The following is a 15,435-nucleotide window of genomic DNA, read 5'->3' as shown; positions in this document are numbered from 1 at the left end:
GCTCAGTTTCCGGGTTGCAGTTGCTGGATCGCCACCCACGCCTGACCGAGGGCGATACCGCCGTCGTTGCACGGGGCCTGGCGCGCAGTAAGAACCTCAAGCCCGCGTGCCGAGAGCCGGCGCGGGAGCTCGAACGCAAGCTGGCGGTTGAGAAAACAGCCGCCGCCGAGCGCGACGGTCGACAGCCGCTCGCGCCGCGCGGCAGCGACGATCCAGTCCTCGAGTGCGGCCAGCAGCGTGGCATGAAAGACCGCTGCGCCACGCGCCGGATTGCGCTCGTGCGCAAGCTCGGCAAGCAGCGGCAGGAGGTCGAGTTCGGCGCCGGTCTCATCTTCGCGCACAGTCCACCCTCGATGCGCGCGCAGTGCCGAGCCATAGCTTGCGGCAAGACTCTCCAGTCGCATCGCGGCCTCGGCGTCGTAGTCCATGCGCTCGCATACACCGAGGAGTCCGCCTGCAGCGTCGAACCAGCGCCCCATGCTGGTCGTAGTAGGGCACAGGTGGGGCTTGTCCAGCAGGATGTCGATCTGCTCCGCTCCGCGGTGCGCGGCAAAGCGCGGCGCGATGTCGGCGCCCCTTCCCATCCGGTGCAGCGCGGATGCGGCCATTCGCCACGGCGCCCTGGCGGCCTGGTCGCCACCGGGCAGCGCCAGCGGCGCGAGATGGCCCACGCGCTCGAACGCTGCGCCATCCACCGTCAGCAGCTCGCCGCCCCAGGCGCTGCCGTCACTGCCCAGGCCGACGCCGTCGAGCGCGACACCGAGCACCGGGCCCGAACGGCGATGCTCGGCAAGTACCGCGGCGATATGGGCATGGTGATGCTGCACCCCAATCGCTGGCACACCGAGCCGGTCCGCCAGCGCCAGCGCGGCACGGGTGGAATGGAAATCCGGATGCAGGTCGTGCGCCACGGCTTCGGGCTGGATGGCCAGAATGCGCTGCAGATGCTCTGCCGCCTGATCCATCGCCACGCACACACCCGGATTGTCGAGATCGCCGATGTGCTCGGAGAGGAAGGCTTCGTCGCCACGGGTGAGGCACACCGCGTTCTTCAGCCACGCGCCAAAGGCCAGTACCGGCACGCCTTTCTGTGCCAGCCGGATAGACCGCGGGGTGAAACCGCGTGCGCGGCGAACGAAGCGCGGCGTTTCCCGCGCCGCGGCAAGCGCGCTGCGCTCGGCGACCATGACCGAATCGTCGCAACGGCTCAGGATGTCACGATCGTGCATCAGGTAAGCGTCGGCGATCCCTTTGAGGCGCTGCAGGGCTTCCTGGTTGTCAGTCACCAGCGGCTCGCCCCCGGGGTTGGCCGAGGTCATCACCAGCGCCAGATCCTGCACCTCGCCGAGCCAGTCCGTCCCCGTCGGGCGGCCTGCGTTGTCGTGGAACAGCAGGTAATGAAGCGGCGTATAGGGCAGCATCAGCCCGATGCTGCAGAGATCCGGGGCAACGCCCCAGAGCTCGTTATCGACGCTCGGACGCTTTTCGCACAGCACGACGGGTCGCTCGGCGCCAGCCAGCAAGGCTTCTTCGGCGGAAGCCAGTCGCGCCCAGCGACGGGCCGACGCGAGATTGGCCACCATCACCGCAAACGGCTTCCCGCCGCGCCCCTTGCGCGCACGCAGACGCTCGACCGCCTCCGGGTTGCGCGCATCGCACACCAGGTGAAAGCCGCCGAGCCCCTTGACCGCAACGATCTCGCCGGTGAGCAGGCGCAGCAGGGTGTCGGCAATCGGGTCGCGCGTCGCCACCCGCACGCCGGCCGCTTCGAGCAGGCTCAGCTGCGGCCCGCAGTCCGCGCACGCATTGGGCTCGGCATGAAAACGCCGATGCACGGGGGAATCGTATTCGCGCTGACATGCCGGACACTGCACAAACGTCGCCATGCTCGTGTTGCTGCGGTCATAGGGCAGCGCACGCGTGATGGTGTAGCGCGGACCGCAGTGGGTGCAGTTTATGAAGGGATAGCGCCAGCGCCGGTCGGCAGGATCGAACAGTTCCGCAATACAGTCTGCACACACGGCGCTGTCGTGGCCGATGGTGGTGCTCACCGCGCCGCTCTCGCTGGTCCGGATGGTAAAGCCCTGATCTGCGGGGTCGGCATCGCACAGCCGGGTGTGAATCGAATCGACCCGCGCAAGGCTGGGCGCCTCCGAACGGATCCGCGCAATCAGCGCCGAGAGATTGCCGGGCAGCCCCTGCCCTTCGAGCTCGACGCCATCACCGTCGTTTCTGACCCAGCCGGAGAGGTCCAGCGTCTGCGCCAGACGATAGACGAAGGGCCTGAAACCCACGCCCTGAACCACGCCGCGCACGCGAATATGCCGGCGCTCGAGCCTGGGCTGGGAGAAGTCCTGCGCCATCAAGCCACGACACCTGCTGCGGCCACTTGCGACGGCGACCGGTCAGCCGAGGCCGCCTCCACGCCTGCACCAATCCAGGCAAGCCACTCATCGAAACCTTCGCCGGTGGTCGCGGACACCTTCATCACCTGCAGGCGCGGATTGACCCGCAGCGCAAACTCCACCGCCCTGTCCACATCGAAGCTCAGGTAGGGAAGCAGATCGACCTTGTTCACCAGCATCAGATCGGCCGCGGCGAACATGTCGGGATACTTGAGCGGCTTGTCCTCTCCCTCGGTCACCGACAGGATCACCACCTTGTGCGCCTCGCCGAGGTCGAAGGCTGCCGGGCAGACCAGGTTGCCCACGTTTTCGATCAGCAGCAGCGAATCATCCGCAAGCTCGAGGCGCGGCAATGCCTGACCTACCATGTGTGCATCAAGATGGCAGCCCTTGCCGGTATTGATCTGCAGTGCGCGCACGCCGGTCGCGCGGATGCGCTCGGCGTCGAAATCGGTCTGCTGGTCGCCCTCGACCACGGCCACCGGCAATCTGCCGCCCAGTTCGGTGATCGTGCGGCACAACAGGGTCGTCTTGCCCGAACCCGGACTCGACACCAGATTGAGCGCAAAGATGCCGCGCTCGCCCAGCCAGCGACGGTTGGCCTCGGCGAGGCGGTCGTTCTTGCCGAGAATGTCCTGCTCGATCCTCACCATCTGGCCCTGACTGAGTCCGGGCGCATGTGCGTGCGCCGGGCCGGTGCCGTAGTCCACGTTGTCGCCCTCAACACGGGGGCCATGCTCGGTCGCATCGCCATGCGGATCGTGCGCAGTCTGACCGTGCTGATCATCATGGTCGTGCTCATGCGCTGCCACGGCGCGCCAGGCCACGGTCGCCCCGGCTTTGGCCCTCGGCCTGGCGACGGCCTGACCGATTCTGATCTCACCTGTTCCGCAACCACATACCGTGCACATGCTCTCTGCTCCTCGATCACCCGGGCAGTCACGCTGCCTCTCAGTTACTGCCTCGGTTTCAGCATTCGCTTCTGAATCACTACTCGACTTCCAGTTCCAGCACCCGCATCTCGGTGCCCCCCGTCGGCTGGACCTGATAGCTGCCACACTGCGGACACGGGTCATACAGCCTGCTCACCGCGACCGTCTGCGCGCACTGCATGCACCAGCCGCTCCCCGCCACCCTGACCACCTCCATCCGCGCGCCTTCAGCCGCACTGCCGCGCATCACCGCATCGAAACAGAAACTCAGCGCATCGACTTCAACTGCCGACAGCTCGCCGATCTCGACCACGACCGTCTTGACCCGACCGAGCTGCTGAGTACTCACTGCATCATCGACGATGCTGCGGATACCTTCGGCCAGCGACATCTCATGCATCCTCCGCCGCCTCCTGCGTGACGGTGAATGCGACACAGGGGTCGAGCGACAGGGCAAGCCAGTCGAGCCGCGCCAGCGCCGCGTCACGCCCCTCGGCCTCCCAGCCGGTCGCCTCCTGCATGAAGGCGCCGCCCGGTGCAAAATTCCATTCGGTGGGGGCGATGATGTGATAGTCGGCCACGATGTCGCCCTCCAGCCGCAAGGCGTGCAGCAGCACACCGCGTGAGGTTTCGACGCAGGCCAGCCCGGCCCCCTCGCCCAGCGGCGCGGCATCGAAGCAGGGCTGCATGTCGCGCGCAAGCGGATGACGCAGGCGGCTGGCGTGGTCGGACAGGTCCACCACCTGCGCAAACACGCGTGCTGCAATACGATGCCCGTAGCCCAGCAGCGCCGCGACCAGTGGCGATCTGCTCTGACGCGCAAGCGCGCCGGTTTCATAGACGACCGGGCTGGCGCCGCCATGCCACGCGGGGGCGCGGTCGAATTCGGGCGCGGGCAGCGTGCCGCCCAGCATCTGCGCCCACTCCTGCGCCGTATGCGGGGGCAGCAGCGGCGCGACCTTGTCGCAGTCCGGCGTCCACCGTCCCGCCTCGATCAGCTCGGCGAGCGTCTCGCCGACAAAGCCGCCGTAGCGCGTCGCACTGACGAACTCGGCCAGGTTGGCGGGTTCGCGCATGGACAGGAAGAAGCCCGACAGCAGGTCCTTGGCGACCAGGTCGAGCAGCACGCCGCCCACATCGAAAGCGGCGGCCGTGTCGTTCACCTGCGCCAGACGATGATGCAGTTGCGCGAAGCGAACGCGTTGCGGCAACCGGCCGAAGCGCGTCGGCCAGTCGAGCAAGAGCCGCCACAGGTGTTCCTGAGCGGCCTCGCAGCTGATTGCGCGCTCGTCTTCGACGCTCGGCACACAGGCCTCGCCGCGTGCGGCAGCCACCGCGGCCCGCGCTGCAATGCCCTGCGCCCGGCCGCACAGGCTGAACAGCACCGGCACCATGCGCAGCACTTCATCCACATGCCGCCCCACCAGCACCGCTGCGGCACGCGGCCGCGTGTTCTCGACCCGCGCCGCCAGACAGCGCCCGCCATCAATACTGACCACGATATTCAGGTTGCCAGCACTGCTCATCCCCGCCCCCGCAGTAACAGTCCGCCGCGCAGAAAATCGCGCCGCGATACCGGCGCGGCGGCGACGGATTCGCCCTGCAGCCGTGCCTGCTCGGCTGCTGCGCCCGCTTCTGCCGCCCCATCGGCCGCCACAAACAAGGCGTCGAGCGCCGCATGTGCCACGGCTTCTGCATCGGCTTGGCTTTCGAACTCGAACACCGGCGAATACAGGGAACACATCTGGTAGGGGCCGAGTTCCGGTTCGCGGTTGCCCAGAAACGCATATTCGCCAGAGGGAAAGCTCCAGCACTGGCGCTCGTCTGCCGCCAGGGGCCGGAACAGACCGCCACCGCCCGGGAGCAGAACCAGGCTCAGCGACCATGGCGTCAGCAGCGCACCCAGCCACTCGCCCTGCCAGGACCGAAACCCGATGGCAGCCACTTCGAGCGCGGGATTGCACAGCGGCAACCCGGCCATCGGCCCCGCCGCGATCGCAGCAAAGCAGGCCCGGAGTTCGGGCGCGGGGTCGTGTGCGAAACCGGAGAGACCGGCAGACGTCGTCGGGCTCATGCGGCGTCCACCACCATGAACTTGTGACGCGGCGCGTCGCAGTTGGGGCAGGCCCAGTGCTCGGGCAAGGCCGAGAACGGTGTGCCGGGCGGGATCTGCCACACCTCGTCGCCTTCGGCCGGATCATAGACATACCAGCAGATGCCGCACTCAAGACGGGCTCCGTCCGAAATGCGACTGCCGTCGCCGAGATAGCTGCCTTCAAACATGGTCGGAATTCCTGTTGTCGTGCGCGTCCATATGCACCGCCTGCCCTCATGCAACCCGATGGTACGCCGAAGCCACGGAGAGGAGCAGTCGGGTCAGCCCGCATCATTCAAACCTGAGCGTCTCGATCCATTCGTCGAGGCGTTCGACGCTGTCACCGAAGTCGTCAGCCGCAGCGGGCACCACATCGGGCATGTCGGTCACCTCGATGGTGTTGAGAATCAGATTGTCGGCACTGTTGAAGTACTGCACCCACCAGGTGTTGGCGAGCCGGGTGCTGCTGACGCGGCAGTTCCCGTAGCCGCGGGAGAGCACCAGCACGCTGCCCGCACCCAGCGCGCCGTCGAGATAGGCAAGGTCGTCAGGTACCAGCGGCAGCAGGGTGAGATTGACAATGTGGGCGCCATCGCCTGACTTCCACCGCGCGGCGGCATCGACCAGTTCGGCCAGGATCGAGGGTGCGTTCATCACGCCTGGCGGCGGTGGCGGCACCGAAATCCCGACGCTGCCCGCAAGCCGCGCGCAGACCCCGACAGCCCCGGGCACCGGCGCTGCCGACACCACATCGCGCACCTGCTGCTTCGCGACGTCGAATCCGAGTTCGCGCCAGACGCCGGCAAACACCGTTTCCTGAATGCGCAGCCTACCTTCACCGGCCTCCACAACGATGCTGACCTCACCCTGCCCCAAGGCCTCGTTGACCAGCTTGAGGCCAGGGGCCGACAGCCCTGCGAGATCGATTTCGGGATAATCCGGATCGCCAAACGACCAGGCACGCATGGCGTCGAGCAGGCGCCCAAGCACGCCGAGCACCTCGTCGCGCACGGCGGGGTCGATCGCCTCGGGCATGCGTGGCACGTTGAATGTGCTCATTGCGCCCGGTGACGGAATGTACTCGAGCGTATCGTCTTCTTCCTGCGATCCGGGACCGAAGGCCACGACGGGGATGGGGAAGGCTTTCATTGTCTGGCTCCGGTCAGTGGCAGGCGGAATCGGACGCGGGACCGCGCACCGGAATGCCGATGGAAGGCGCACGTCCGACGGGCAAAGCAAGCTTGCGTGCCACCGCCCCGCCCCAGGCATCCCAGTCGAGCATGCCTTCGAGCACCCCGACATAGCCACCGTCACGCAGGAACAACTGCGCCGGATAGCGGGTGATTCCGTAGCGCGCGGCCACTTCGCGGCTGTCGGCGGGCATCAGGGCAGCTGCTCGCAGCCGACGTCCGCACGTCTTGAGGATCTCGGGCAGGATGACCGCCACATCCCAGGTCTCGGGACTGCGGGCGGGGTCTTCGGTGAGCAGGATCAGCACGTCGCCGCCTTTGGCTACGAACGCGTCCAACCCGGCAGCGTCGACACAGGCGATGCCATGCCGCAGTGCCTGGCGTTCGAGCAACGCGGCGAGGGAATCGAGATTGGGTGCGGCATAGTCGTTCATGTTCGGGGGCCTCGCAAAAATTCCGGAAGTTGGGGCTCGCGGTCGACGAGGTCGGCAAAGGCTGCGTCCAGATCCACGGGCTGACCGGCCATCAGACCCGACAAGGCATTGAGGGCAGCGCCGACCCGGGCCGCCTCGGCCTCATCGATCACCGCCCGTGCAGCGCCGAGAAATGTCATCAGCCAGACCCCTTGGGTCTGCGGCCCCACGAGCAGCGTATCGATGCGGTGCTCGACGCCATCGAGGTCGGTGCATAGCGCAACGCTGCCCTCCATGCGCTGCACCTGCAACGGAATGCCGACACACATCTCAGACCTCCCCGGCGGTCGTGACGAAACGCAGATCGCCATGCCGGCAGGCAGCCTCGGGCGGGGGGCGCCCCGCTTCGTAGGCATCCATGGCGAGTGCAACGTCGTTGAGCCGCAGCACCGCGTCGGCACGAGGCTCGACGCTCACGCCCCAACTGCGCAGGCGCGCCACCGCATGTGCCACCGCCGGCTCGATACAGGCACGCACGACCGGACGAAGGCTGCCACCGAAATCGTCGAGCTCGACCGGCTGCACGCCGATGAGCAGCATGGATTCGGGCAGGCGGTCGAGCATCTGCGCCGAGGCCAGCACCTCCTGAAAGCCGGTCTGGTGCAGGCTCATCTTCTTCGCCCCCATGAAGCGGGGCACTTCGCTGTCCTCGACCAGGCGCATCGCGCCCGGCTCTAGGCCATAGTCCACCGCATCGAAAACGATCAGACGGCGGGCCTCGGTGACATAAGGCAGCAGGTACAGGCCCTGGGTGCCGCCGTCCATCACGGTCACCTCGTCGCCGAACTGCCAGGCCGCATCCAGCGCCTCGACACAGCGCACGCCGAAGCCCTCGTCAGCCCACAGGAGGTTGCCGATACCAAGAATCAAGACTGAACTGGACTGTGTGCGCATGCCGACTCCGGGTGTAACGAGTGGGGTTACAGTTGCATGTGCCGTGCCAGCCCGGGTCGCGCGCATGATTCAGCGCATAATCAATCACTTGAAGAACAGCTGACTGACGATGCGGGACCGCCGACTGAGGCAATGTCGATCAGGTTTACATCAAATCGAAAACCTTCTTTCCACTTCCGCATTCAGCCATCAGCCGTACCGCACAGGCTGCGCCACGCGATATGGGTATCCCACGCAGCCTGCAGATGCATCCATAACAGCGGGTCGGTACCGAAGAAGATTCCCAGACGCACAGCGGTGTCCGGCGTGAAGGCACGCCGGCCGCGGGTCAGCTCATTCACCCGTCGGCGCGAGACGCCGAGCGCCCGGGCCAGCGCATCCTGCGAGATACCAGCCGGACGCATGAAGCGGGTTTCGAGAAAGCGCCCCGGATGCCTGGGCGCCCTGGCGGGGCCGCGGACCACAGGCAAAAAGATGCGCGGGCCGAAGCCCGCGCGAACGATCGTCATCATGAGGAGAAAGAGACGAAAGGGGGAAAACGCGAATTCATTGCGGAAAGAAGGACCGGCGTCAGTCCTTGAACATCCGCCAGCCGGAAATCATGGTGGAGATCAGGCTCTGGCGGCTCATGATGTCCTCACGGATGGCGGCATAGACGTGCACGATCACGAAGCAGACGGTGACCCACATGCCGAGCCGGTGAAAGCTGTGCACCTGCAGGCTGTTGCCGCCCACCGCAGTGATGACCCAGCCGAACATCGATTCGGCCCAGCTGCCTTCACCCAGCCCTTCGCCATACAGCGCGAAGCCGGTGCAGATCATGTACACCGCGCCAATGGTGAAGAACAGGAACATCATCAGCTGGGCAAGCGGATTGTGGCCGACATATTTCTTCGGCTCGCGAACGAGAAAGAGGTACCAGCGCAGTTCGTAGAACACCTCGCTCCACCACTTCAGACTCCACACCGGCACCAGAAAGATCTGCCGGGCGTGGTGGTTGCCCACCATGGCCCAGTAAATCCGGCCGAGAAAGCCGACGGCGAAGATATAGGCCGCTGCGAAATGTACGAAACGGATGTAGCCCATCAGGAAGTTCGCACTCGCTTCGCCCGGCACCGACGGCAGCGGCTGCCCGATGAAATAGCCGGTGATGGCCAGCACGGTGATGGCCAGCGCATTGACCCAGTGCCACAGCCGCAAGGGCGCCTCATACACATAGACGGCCTTGACCAGCCGCGCCTGACGTTCGGCCTCGAATGCATCTTGTTCTGCCAGCATGTCGTTCTCCTTTTCCCGACGACCGCGCCGCTTGAGCGGCAGCGGCGCAATCCGTCGAAGCGTGGGATTCAGCGCACCTTCACCTCGCTCAACTCCTGTCCGTCCGGGCTCATGACATGCGTCGAGCACGCCAGGCAGGGATCGAAGGAATGCAGGGTGCGAAGGATCTCGAGCGGCTCGTCGGCCTTGGCCACAGGGGTATTCAGCAGCGACGCCTCGAAGGCACCGATCTGCCCCTTGTCGTCGCGCGGGCTGCCGTTCCAGGTGGTGGGCACCACGGCCTGATAGTTGTCGATCTTGCCGTCCTTGATCCGGATCCAGTGCCCAAGCGCACCGCGTGGTGCTTCGGTGAAGCCAACGCCCTTGGCCTCGGCCGGCCAGCGCGACGGGTCCCACTTGTCGACGTTGGCGGTGGACTCATCGCCCGCCTTGATGTTGGCCATCATCTTGTCGAAGAAGTAACGCATCTTGTGCGCCGCCCACGAGGCCTCAAGGCCACGCGCGGCGGTGCGTCCCAGCGTGGAGAACAAGGCCTGCAGCGGCAGGCCGAGATCGGTCAGCAGCTTGTCGGTCGGCTCCTTGAACTCGGGATTGTTCTGCACGTAGCCGATGATGTAACGCGACAGGGGGCCGACTTCCATCGCGTGCCCGCGCCAGCGCGGCGACTTGATCCAGGAGTACTTGCCCTCCTCGTCCAGCGACTCGATGCGCGTCTTCGTGCCCTTCGTATTCTTGCCGAGCACGAAGTTGGGTTCGGTAATGCCGTCCCAGGGGTGCAGGCCTTTGGTCTCGTCCGGATAGCTGTACCAGCTGTGGGTGACGAACTCTTGTACCTGATCCGGATCGCGCAGATCGATCTCGTGAATCTTCGACAGGTCGCCGTTGATGATGGCGCCGCGCGGCAGCAGCAGGTTGGACGCGGAGTAGTCGTTGGCGCGGTCGGGAATGTCGCCGTAGGACATGACCGACAGCGAGGAGATACCGCCGCCATGGAGCCAGTCCTTGTAGAAGCTGGCGATGGCGGTCAGATCGGGCACGTAGACCTGATCGACGAACTCGATGCAGCGGTCGATGATGTAGCTGACCTGGTTGAGCCGCTCCATGTTGATTGCACCCACCGCGCCGGTGTCGTGCACATTGATCGCGCACGGCATCCCACCCACCAGCCAGTTCGGATGCGGGTTCTTGCCGCCGAAGATGGTGTGGATCTTGACGATTTCCTTCTGAAAGTCGAGTGCTTCCAGGTAGTGCGTGACCGCCATCAGATTGGCTTCGGGTGGCAGCTTGTAGGCCGGATTGCCCCAGTAGCCGTTCATGAAGGGGCCGAGCTGGCCGGACTCGACGAATTTCTTCAGCCGGTTCTGGATGTCGCGGAAGTAGCCAGGCGAACTGTTGGGCCAGTTCGAGATGCTTTGCGCCAGCGCCGACGTGGCCTTGGGGTCGGCCTTGAGCGCCGACACCACATCGACCCAGTCAAGCGCGTGCAGGTGATAGAAATGCACCAGATGGTCATGCACCTGCAGCGTGAGCTGCATGATGTTGCGGATCGAGTTGGCGTTCTCGGGGATGTCGATCTTCAGCGCGTCTTCCACCGCGCGCACCGAGGTCAATGCATGGGTGCCGGTGCACACGCCGCAGATGCGCTCGGTAAAGGCCCATGCATCGCGCGGATCGCGCCCCTTCAGAATCACCTCCAGCCCGCGCCACATGGTGCCCGTCGACACCGCGTTGCGGATCACATTGCTTTCGTCGAGGTTGACCTCGACCCGCATGTGGCCCTCGATCCGGGTTACCGGGTCGACCACCACGCGCTTGCCGGTATTGTCGAGCTTGAAGCCCTGCGTCTCGTACGAGCCCATGATCACTTGTCTCCCGCTTGCGGTTTGTTGTCGAGTCCGGGCGTGCTGCGCGCTCGCGCCAGTGCGGTCACCGCCGCATGCGCCGCAACCGATGCACCGACCACGCCGGCTGCGGCTGCACCAATCCTGTCCGCATTGGCCTCGATACCGAACTGATGGATGTCGGTGACCCGGTCGTAGAAACTGCCCTTGTCCCAGAAGCCGTCTTCCGAGCAGCCGATACAGCCGTGGCCGGACTGGATGGGGAAGGACACACCGCTGTTCCAGCGCACGGTGGAGCAGGCGTTGTAAGTGGTCGGCCCCTTGCAGCCGACCTTGTACAGGCAGTAGCCCTTGCGCGCGTTTTCGTCGTCCCACTCCTCGACGAACTGCCCGGCGTCGAAGTGCGGCCGGCGGTAGCACTTGTCGTGAATGCGCTGGCCGTAGAACATTTTCGGCCGCCCCTGACGGTCGAGCTCGGGGATGCGATCGAAGGTCAGCATGTAGGTGACGACGCCGGTCATGACCTCGGCAATCGGCGGACAGCCCGGCACCTTGATGATCGGCTTGTCGAAAATGACCTTGTGCACCGGCGTGGCCCGGGTGGGGTTGGGCTTGGCCGCCTGCACGCAGCCCCAGGAGGCACACGAGCCCCACGAGATGATGGCCTTGGCGTCGGCAGCGGTTTCCTTGAGCACCTCGATGAAAGGGCGTCCGCCGTGGATGCAGTACATGCCATCCTCGTTGAGCGGCGGGTTGCCCTCCACGGCCAGGATGTAGTTGCCCTTGTACTTGCGCTTGACCTCTTCGATGATGGCCTCGGCCTGGTGTCCGGCCGCAGCCATCAGGGTGTCGTCATAGTCGAGCGAGAGCATCGACAGCACCACGTCCTTGGCCAGCGGATGTGCAGAACGGATGAAGGACTCCGAACAGCAGGTGCACTCCAGCCCGTGCAGCCACAGCACCGGAGTGCGCGGCCGGGTTTCCAGCGCATGGGCGATCTGCGGCGCAGCGGCCGAACCCAGCCCCAGCGAAGTCGCGGTAAGGCTGCAGAACTTGAGGAAACTGCGACGTGTGATGCCCTGACGGCGCAGCACGTCGTAGAAGGTTTCAGTCATGGAATGTCTCCCTCGAAGGTCTTTCTTCTGACCCCGCAGCCAGGCAGCGCGGCGGCACATGCCGGGAGACAACACAAGAACCATGCCAAAGCCCAGTGAAATCACTTTCCGCATGATAATCAACACATTAAGAAGCCACTGAAAATCTGCCGACGGTCCGCCCAGGCAAGATGGTTTCCACTTCCGAAAAGCAGCTGATCGCTGCGTACCCGGCGTCGCACAGCCGCGCCGCGCCGGCGCGAGCTGGCAGGAATCAGGGGAGAGGACAATCACCAATTGAAAAGCCCGGCCCCGCACCACAGAATCGCGGCTCAGGGTCGGCGGTCTGACGGCCCTGAATCCGCCATTTCCATGAAGGTGCCGCCATGTCCATCAGCGTTCTCGACCTGTTCAAGATTGGCATCGGCCCGTCGAGCTCACACACCATCGGGCCGATGCGGGCGGCGCACGACTTCGCAGCGGAGCTCGACGCGAGACAACTCACCGCCAGCGTGAGCCGCATCGAGGCAAGACTGTATGGCTCGCTGTCCGCGACCGGAATCGGGCACGGCACCGATCATGCGGTGATCGTCGGCCTCATGGGCCAGCGCCCGGACGAAGTCGACCCGGACTTCATCGCCCCCGCGGTGGCCGAGGTCCGGCAGACCGCGAGCCTGCGCCTTGGCGGAACCCATGCCCTGGCTTTTCACTGGGATCGCGACATGCGATTGCTGCCGGTGAGCCTGCCCTATCACCCCAACGCACTGAAACTCATCGCCCACGGTGACACTGGCGTGGTGTACGAGAACACCTTCTACTCGATCGGCGGTGGCTTCGTCATCGACGAGGCCCAGGCCGCAGCAGATGCGGGCCTGGTGCCACAGACGGCGTTGCGCCACGAATTCGACAGCGCAGCGGAACTGCTCGCGATCTGCAAAAAGCATTCGCTGCGTATCAGCGAGGTCATGCTGGAGAATGAGCTCGCGTGGCGCAGCGAGGACGAGACGCGTGCTGCGCTGCTGCAGATCTGGGCGGCCATGCGCAGCTGCGTGGCGCGCGGCATCGAACAGCAGGGCGTGCTGCCGGGGGGCCTCAGGGTGCGGCGTCGCGCACATGCCCTGCACGAAAAACTGAGCGGGCTCGAACACGGCCGCAACTTCATCAGCGACACCCTGGCTGCGCTCGACTGGGTCAATCTGTATGCGCTCGCGGTGAATGAAGAAAACGCCGGGGGTGGCCGCGTGGTGACGGCGCCGACCAATGGCGCGGCGGGCATCATCCCTGCCGTTCTGCACTACTACATGAACTTTCATCCTGGCAGCGACGAATCCGACGTGGTCGATTTCCTGCTGACCGCAGCGGCGATCGGCACCCTGTGCAAGAAGAACGCCTCGATCTCCGGTGCCGAGGTTGGCTGCCAGGGCGAAGTCGGTTCGGCCTGCGCGATGGCGGCCGCCGGCCTGACGCAGATCATGGGCGGCACGCCCGAACAGGTGGAGAATGCGGCGGAGATCGGGCTTGAGCACAACCTGGGCCTGACCTGTGACCCGGTTGCCGGGCTGGTACAACTGCCGTGCATCGAGCGCAACGCAATGGCCTCGATCAAGGCAATCAACGCTGCACAACTGGCGCTGCGCGGAGACGGTTCGCACGCCATTTCGCTCGACCAGGTGATCCGCACCATGCGCGACACCGGGCGTGACATGCTGGACAAGTACAAGGAAACCTCGCGCGGCGGGCTGGCGGTCAACTTTACCGAGTGCTGACTGCTCCGCCGCAGGCCCTGCAGCCCCACCCGGCTGCGTGGCCTTTCTAACCGCAACACACGCGACACGACAGGAAACACGTCATGAACACCGCAGTAAGCCGTTCCCCCGTTTTCATGCTGAGAACCAGCCTCATCACCCAGATCGTCGTCGGCCTGATCTGCGGCATCGCCCTCGCCCTGCTCGCCCCCGACCTGGCACGCTCCGTATCGCTCCTCGGAGACGTCTTCATTTCTGCGCTCAAGTCGGTGGCGCCGGTACTGGTCTTCCTGCTGGTGATTGCGTCGATCGCCAGCCACAGGCGCGGTCAGCCCACGCACATCCGGCCGGTGCTGATCCTCTATCTGCTCGGTACGCTCGGTGCCGCAGCAGTCGCGGTCGCCGCCAGCTTCGCGTTTCCCACCACCCTCGTTCTCGACGCGCCCGCAGTGAGCGGCACGCCACCGGGCGGCATCGTCGGCGTACTCAAGAACCTGCTGCTGAGCGCGGTCTCGAATCCTGCCAAGGCCCTGATGGAAGCGAACTTCATTGCCATCCTGAGCTGGGCGATCGGCCTCGGCATCATGTTGCGCCACGCGTCCGACACCACCCGGACGATGCTCTCCGACCTCTCCGAAGCCGTATCGAAGATCGTCAGGCTCGTGATCCGCTTCGCCCCGCTCGGCATCTTCGGCCTCGTGGCAAGCACACTTGTGGAGTCCGGACTCGACGCCCTGCTCGACTACGCCAGGCTGCTGCTGGTCATCGTCGGCTGCATGATCTTCGTTGCCCTGGTCGTCAATCCGCTGATCGTATTCCTGAAGACCCGCCGCAATCCCTACCCGCTGGTGCTGACCTGCCTGCGCGAAAGCGCGATCACCGCATTCTTCACCCGCAGTTCGGCCGCCAACATCCCGATCAACATGGAACTGTGCAAGCGCCTGAACCTGCACGAAGACACGTACGCGATCTCCATCCCGCTGGGCGCGACCATCAACATGGCCGGCGCGGCCATCACCATTACGGTGATGACGCTGGCCGCTGCGAACACCCTGGGCGTCAGCGTCGACCTGCCGACCGCATTCCTGCTGTGCATCGTGTCGGCACTCGCCGCCTGCGGCGTTTCCGGCGTGGCCGGCGGCTCGCTGCTGCTGATCCCGATGGCGTGCAACCTGTTCGGCATCTCGACCGATGTTGCCATGCAGGTGGTCGCGATCGGCTTTGTCATCAGCGTGCTGCAAGACTCTGCCGAAACGGCGCTGAACTCCTCCACCGACGTGCTGTTCACCGCCGCCGCCTGCCCGCCGGCAGCGCCCGCACCAGCCGCTGCAAAGCCGTGATTCGAGAGACGATCGAGCCGGTTCCGCGGTGCCGGCTCGCGTCAGATCATGTCGTTCCCACCCCATCACGTTCCTTCCGCTGAGCGCAATCTCGTGTGCGCACGTGTCGTACGCGATGTGTAAGTAATCGAGCATCCATCCGACTGAG

General features: G+C 65.3%; 16 protein-coding genes. 2 read left to right on the top strand and 14 right to left on the bottom strand.

Annotation, left to right across the window (positions count from 1 at the left end; genetic code table 11):
- Positions 1–2 precede the first annotated feature (2 nt).
- The 14 genes from hypF to CEW87_RS13465 form a co-directional block, all read right to left on the bottom strand.
- A complete protein-coding gene (gene hypF / locus CEW87_RS13530) occupies positions 3–2,363 on the bottom strand; it encodes a carbamoyltransferase HypF (protein WP_108973751.1) in 2,361 nt (786 codons plus the stop codon).
- Complete coding sequence (gene hypB, locus CEW87_RS13525; protein ID WP_108973749.1) at positions 2,363–3,316, bottom strand: hydrogenase nickel incorporation protein HypB; 954 nt, start codon at positions 3,314–3,316, stop codon at positions 2,363–2,365. Before hypB ends, hypF begins: the two co-directional genes overlap by 1 nt.
- 79 nt (positions 3,317–3,395) lie before the next feature.
- Positions 3,396–3,737, bottom strand: coding sequence for a hydrogenase maturation nickel metallochaperone HypA (gene hypA, locus CEW87_RS13520; RefSeq protein WP_108973747.1), 342 nt, complete (start codon positions 3,735–3,737; stop codon positions 3,396–3,398).
- Positions 3,730–4,863, bottom strand: coding sequence for a nickel-dependent hydrogenase large subunit (locus CEW87_RS13515; RefSeq protein WP_108973745.1), 1,134 nt, complete (start codon positions 4,861–4,863; stop codon positions 3,730–3,732). The genes hypA and CEW87_RS13515 overlap by 8 nt, the downstream gene beginning before the upstream one ends.
- The gene (hybE, locus tag CEW87_RS13510) at positions 4,860–5,411 is read right to left on the bottom strand and encodes a [NiFe]-hydrogenase assembly chaperone HybE (RefSeq protein ID WP_108973743.1); all 552 of its coding nucleotides are present in this window, start codon (positions 5,409–5,411) and stop codon (positions 4,860–4,862) included. The genes CEW87_RS13515 and hybE overlap by 4 nt, the downstream gene beginning before the upstream one ends.
- Positions 5,408–5,620 carry a rubredoxin gene (locus tag CEW87_RS13505; RefSeq protein WP_199917020.1) on the bottom strand — a complete coding sequence of 71 codons (213 nt, stop codon included), beginning with the start codon at positions 5,618–5,620 and terminating at the stop codon, positions 5,408–5,410. The genes hybE and CEW87_RS13505 overlap by 4 nt, the downstream gene beginning before the upstream one ends.
- Before the next feature lie 103 nt (positions 5,621–5,723).
- A complete protein-coding gene (locus CEW87_RS13500) occupies positions 5,724–6,581 on the bottom strand; it encodes a hydrogenase expression/formation protein (protein WP_108973741.1) in 858 nt (285 codons plus the stop codon).
- Positions 6,582–6,594: 13 nt separating this feature from the next.
- Positions 6,595–7,056 (bottom strand): hydrogenase, encoded by a 462-nt coding sequence (locus CEW87_RS13495; protein WP_108973739.1) that lies wholly within the window; start codon positions 7,054–7,056, stop codon positions 6,595–6,597.
- Positions 7,053–7,364 (bottom strand): HypC/HybG/HupF family hydrogenase formation chaperone, encoded by a 312-nt coding sequence (locus tag CEW87_RS13490; protein WP_108973737.1) that lies wholly within the window; start codon positions 7,362–7,364, stop codon positions 7,053–7,055. The genes CEW87_RS13495 and CEW87_RS13490 overlap by 4 nt, the downstream gene beginning before the upstream one ends.
- A gap of 1 nt (position 7,365) precedes the next feature.
- Positions 7,366–7,989, bottom strand: a complete 624-nt coding sequence (locus CEW87_RS13485; RefSeq protein ID WP_108973735.1) for a HyaD/HybD family hydrogenase maturation endopeptidase — start codon at positions 7,987–7,989, stop codon at positions 7,366–7,368.
- 182 nt (positions 7,990–8,171) lie between these two features.
- Positions 8,172–8,501, bottom strand: a complete 330-nt coding sequence (locus CEW87_RS13480) for a HigA family addiction module antitoxin (protein ID WP_108973733.1) — start codon at positions 8,499–8,501, stop codon at positions 8,172–8,174.
- Between the two features lie 58 nt (positions 8,502–8,559).
- Complete coding sequence (gene cybH / locus CEW87_RS13475) at positions 8,560–9,267, bottom strand: Ni/Fe-hydrogenase, b-type cytochrome subunit (protein WP_108973731.1); 708 nt, start codon at positions 9,265–9,267, stop codon at positions 8,560–8,562.
- A 68-nt stretch (positions 9,268–9,335) separates the two neighbouring features.
- Positions 9,336–11,126, bottom strand: a complete 1,791-nt coding sequence (locus CEW87_RS13470; protein ID WP_108973729.1) for a nickel-dependent hydrogenase large subunit — start codon at positions 11,124–11,126, stop codon at positions 9,336–9,338.
- A gap of 2 nt (positions 11,127–11,128) precedes the next feature.
- Complete coding sequence (locus CEW87_RS13465) at positions 11,129–12,223, bottom strand: hydrogenase small subunit (RefSeq protein ID WP_108973728.1); 1,095 nt, start codon at positions 12,221–12,223, stop codon at positions 11,129–11,131.
- A 365-nt stretch (positions 12,224–12,588) separates the two neighbouring features.
- Here CEW87_RS13465 and CEW87_RS13460 point away from each other — a divergent pair, with 365 nt between their 5' ends.
- Positions 12,589–13,968: an L-serine ammonia-lyase gene (locus CEW87_RS13460; protein WP_108973726.1), complete on the top strand. Its 1,380-nt coding sequence runs from the start codon at positions 12,589–12,591 to the stop codon at positions 13,966–13,968.
- Between the two features lie 83 nt (positions 13,969–14,051).
- On the top strand, positions 14,052–15,287 hold the full coding sequence (sstT, locus tag CEW87_RS13455; RefSeq protein WP_108973724.1) for a serine/threonine transporter SstT: 1,236 nt from the start codon (positions 14,052–14,054) through the stop codon (positions 15,285–15,287).
- Positions 15,288–15,435: the final 148 nt, after the last annotated feature.

This window comes from Parazoarcus communis (assembly GCF_003111665.1).
GTDB classification, from domain to species: domain Bacteria; phylum Pseudomonadota; class Gammaproteobacteria; order Burkholderiales; family Rhodocyclaceae; genus Parazoarcus; species Parazoarcus communis_B.
The sequence above is the reverse complement of the archived record's forward strand: the minus strand, read 5'-3'. Positions and strand labels throughout refer to the sequence as shown.

Coding starts and splice junctions, on each gene's coding strand:
- hypF (WP_108973751.1), bottom strand. CDS start 2,363: ATGGCGCAGGACTTCTCCCAGCCCAGGCTCGAGCGCCGGCATATTCGC.
- hypB (WP_108973749.1), bottom strand. CDS start 3,316: ATGTGCACGGTATGTGGTTGCGGAACAGGTGAGATCAGAATCGGTCAG.
- hypA (WP_108973747.1), bottom strand. CDS start 3,737: ATGCATGAGATGTCGCTGGCCGAAGGTATCCGCAGCATCGTCGATGAT.
- CEW87_RS13515 (WP_108973745.1), bottom strand. CDS start 4,863: ATGAGCAGTGCTGGCAACCTGAATATCGTGGTCAGTATTGATGGCGGG.
- hybE (WP_108973743.1), bottom strand. CDS start 5,411: ATGAGCCCGACGACGTCTGCCGGTCTCTCCGGTTTCGCACACGACCCC.
- CEW87_RS13505 (WP_199917020.1), bottom strand. CDS start 5,620: ATGTTTGAAGGCAGCTATCTCGGCGACGGCAGTCGCATTTCGGACGGA.
- CEW87_RS13500 (WP_108973741.1), bottom strand. CDS start 6,581: ATGAAAGCCTTCCCCATCCCCGTCGTGGCCTTCGGTCCCGGATCGCAG.
- CEW87_RS13495 (WP_108973739.1), bottom strand. CDS start 7,056: ATGAACGACTATGCCGCACCCAATCTCGATTCCCTCGCCGCGTTGCTC.
- CEW87_RS13490 (WP_108973737.1), bottom strand. CDS start 7,364: ATGTGTGTCGGCATTCCGTTGCAGGTGCAGCGCATGGAGGGCAGCGTT.
- CEW87_RS13485 (WP_108973735.1), bottom strand. CDS start 7,989: ATGCGCACACAGTCCAGTTCAGTCTTGATTCTTGGTATCGGCAACCTC.
- CEW87_RS13480 (WP_108973733.1), bottom strand. CDS start 8,501: ATGATGACGATCGTTCGCGCGGGCTTCGGCCCGCGCATCTTTTTGCCT.
- cybH (WP_108973731.1), bottom strand. CDS start 9,267: ATGCTGGCAGAACAAGATGCATTCGAGGCCGAACGTCAGGCGCGGCTG.
- CEW87_RS13470 (WP_108973729.1), bottom strand. CDS start 11,126: ATGGGCTCGTACGAGACGCAGGGCTTCAAGCTCGACAATACCGGCAAG.
- CEW87_RS13465 (WP_108973728.1), bottom strand. CDS start 12,223: ATGACTGAAACCTTCTACGACGTGCTGCGCCGTCAGGGCATCACACGT.
- CEW87_RS13460 (WP_108973726.1), top strand. CDS start 12,589: ATGTCCATCAGCGTTCTCGACCTGTTCAAGATTGGCATCGGCCCGTCG.
- sstT (WP_108973724.1), top strand. CDS start 14,052: ATGAACACCGCAGTAAGCCGTTCCCCCGTTTTCATGCTGAGAACCAGC.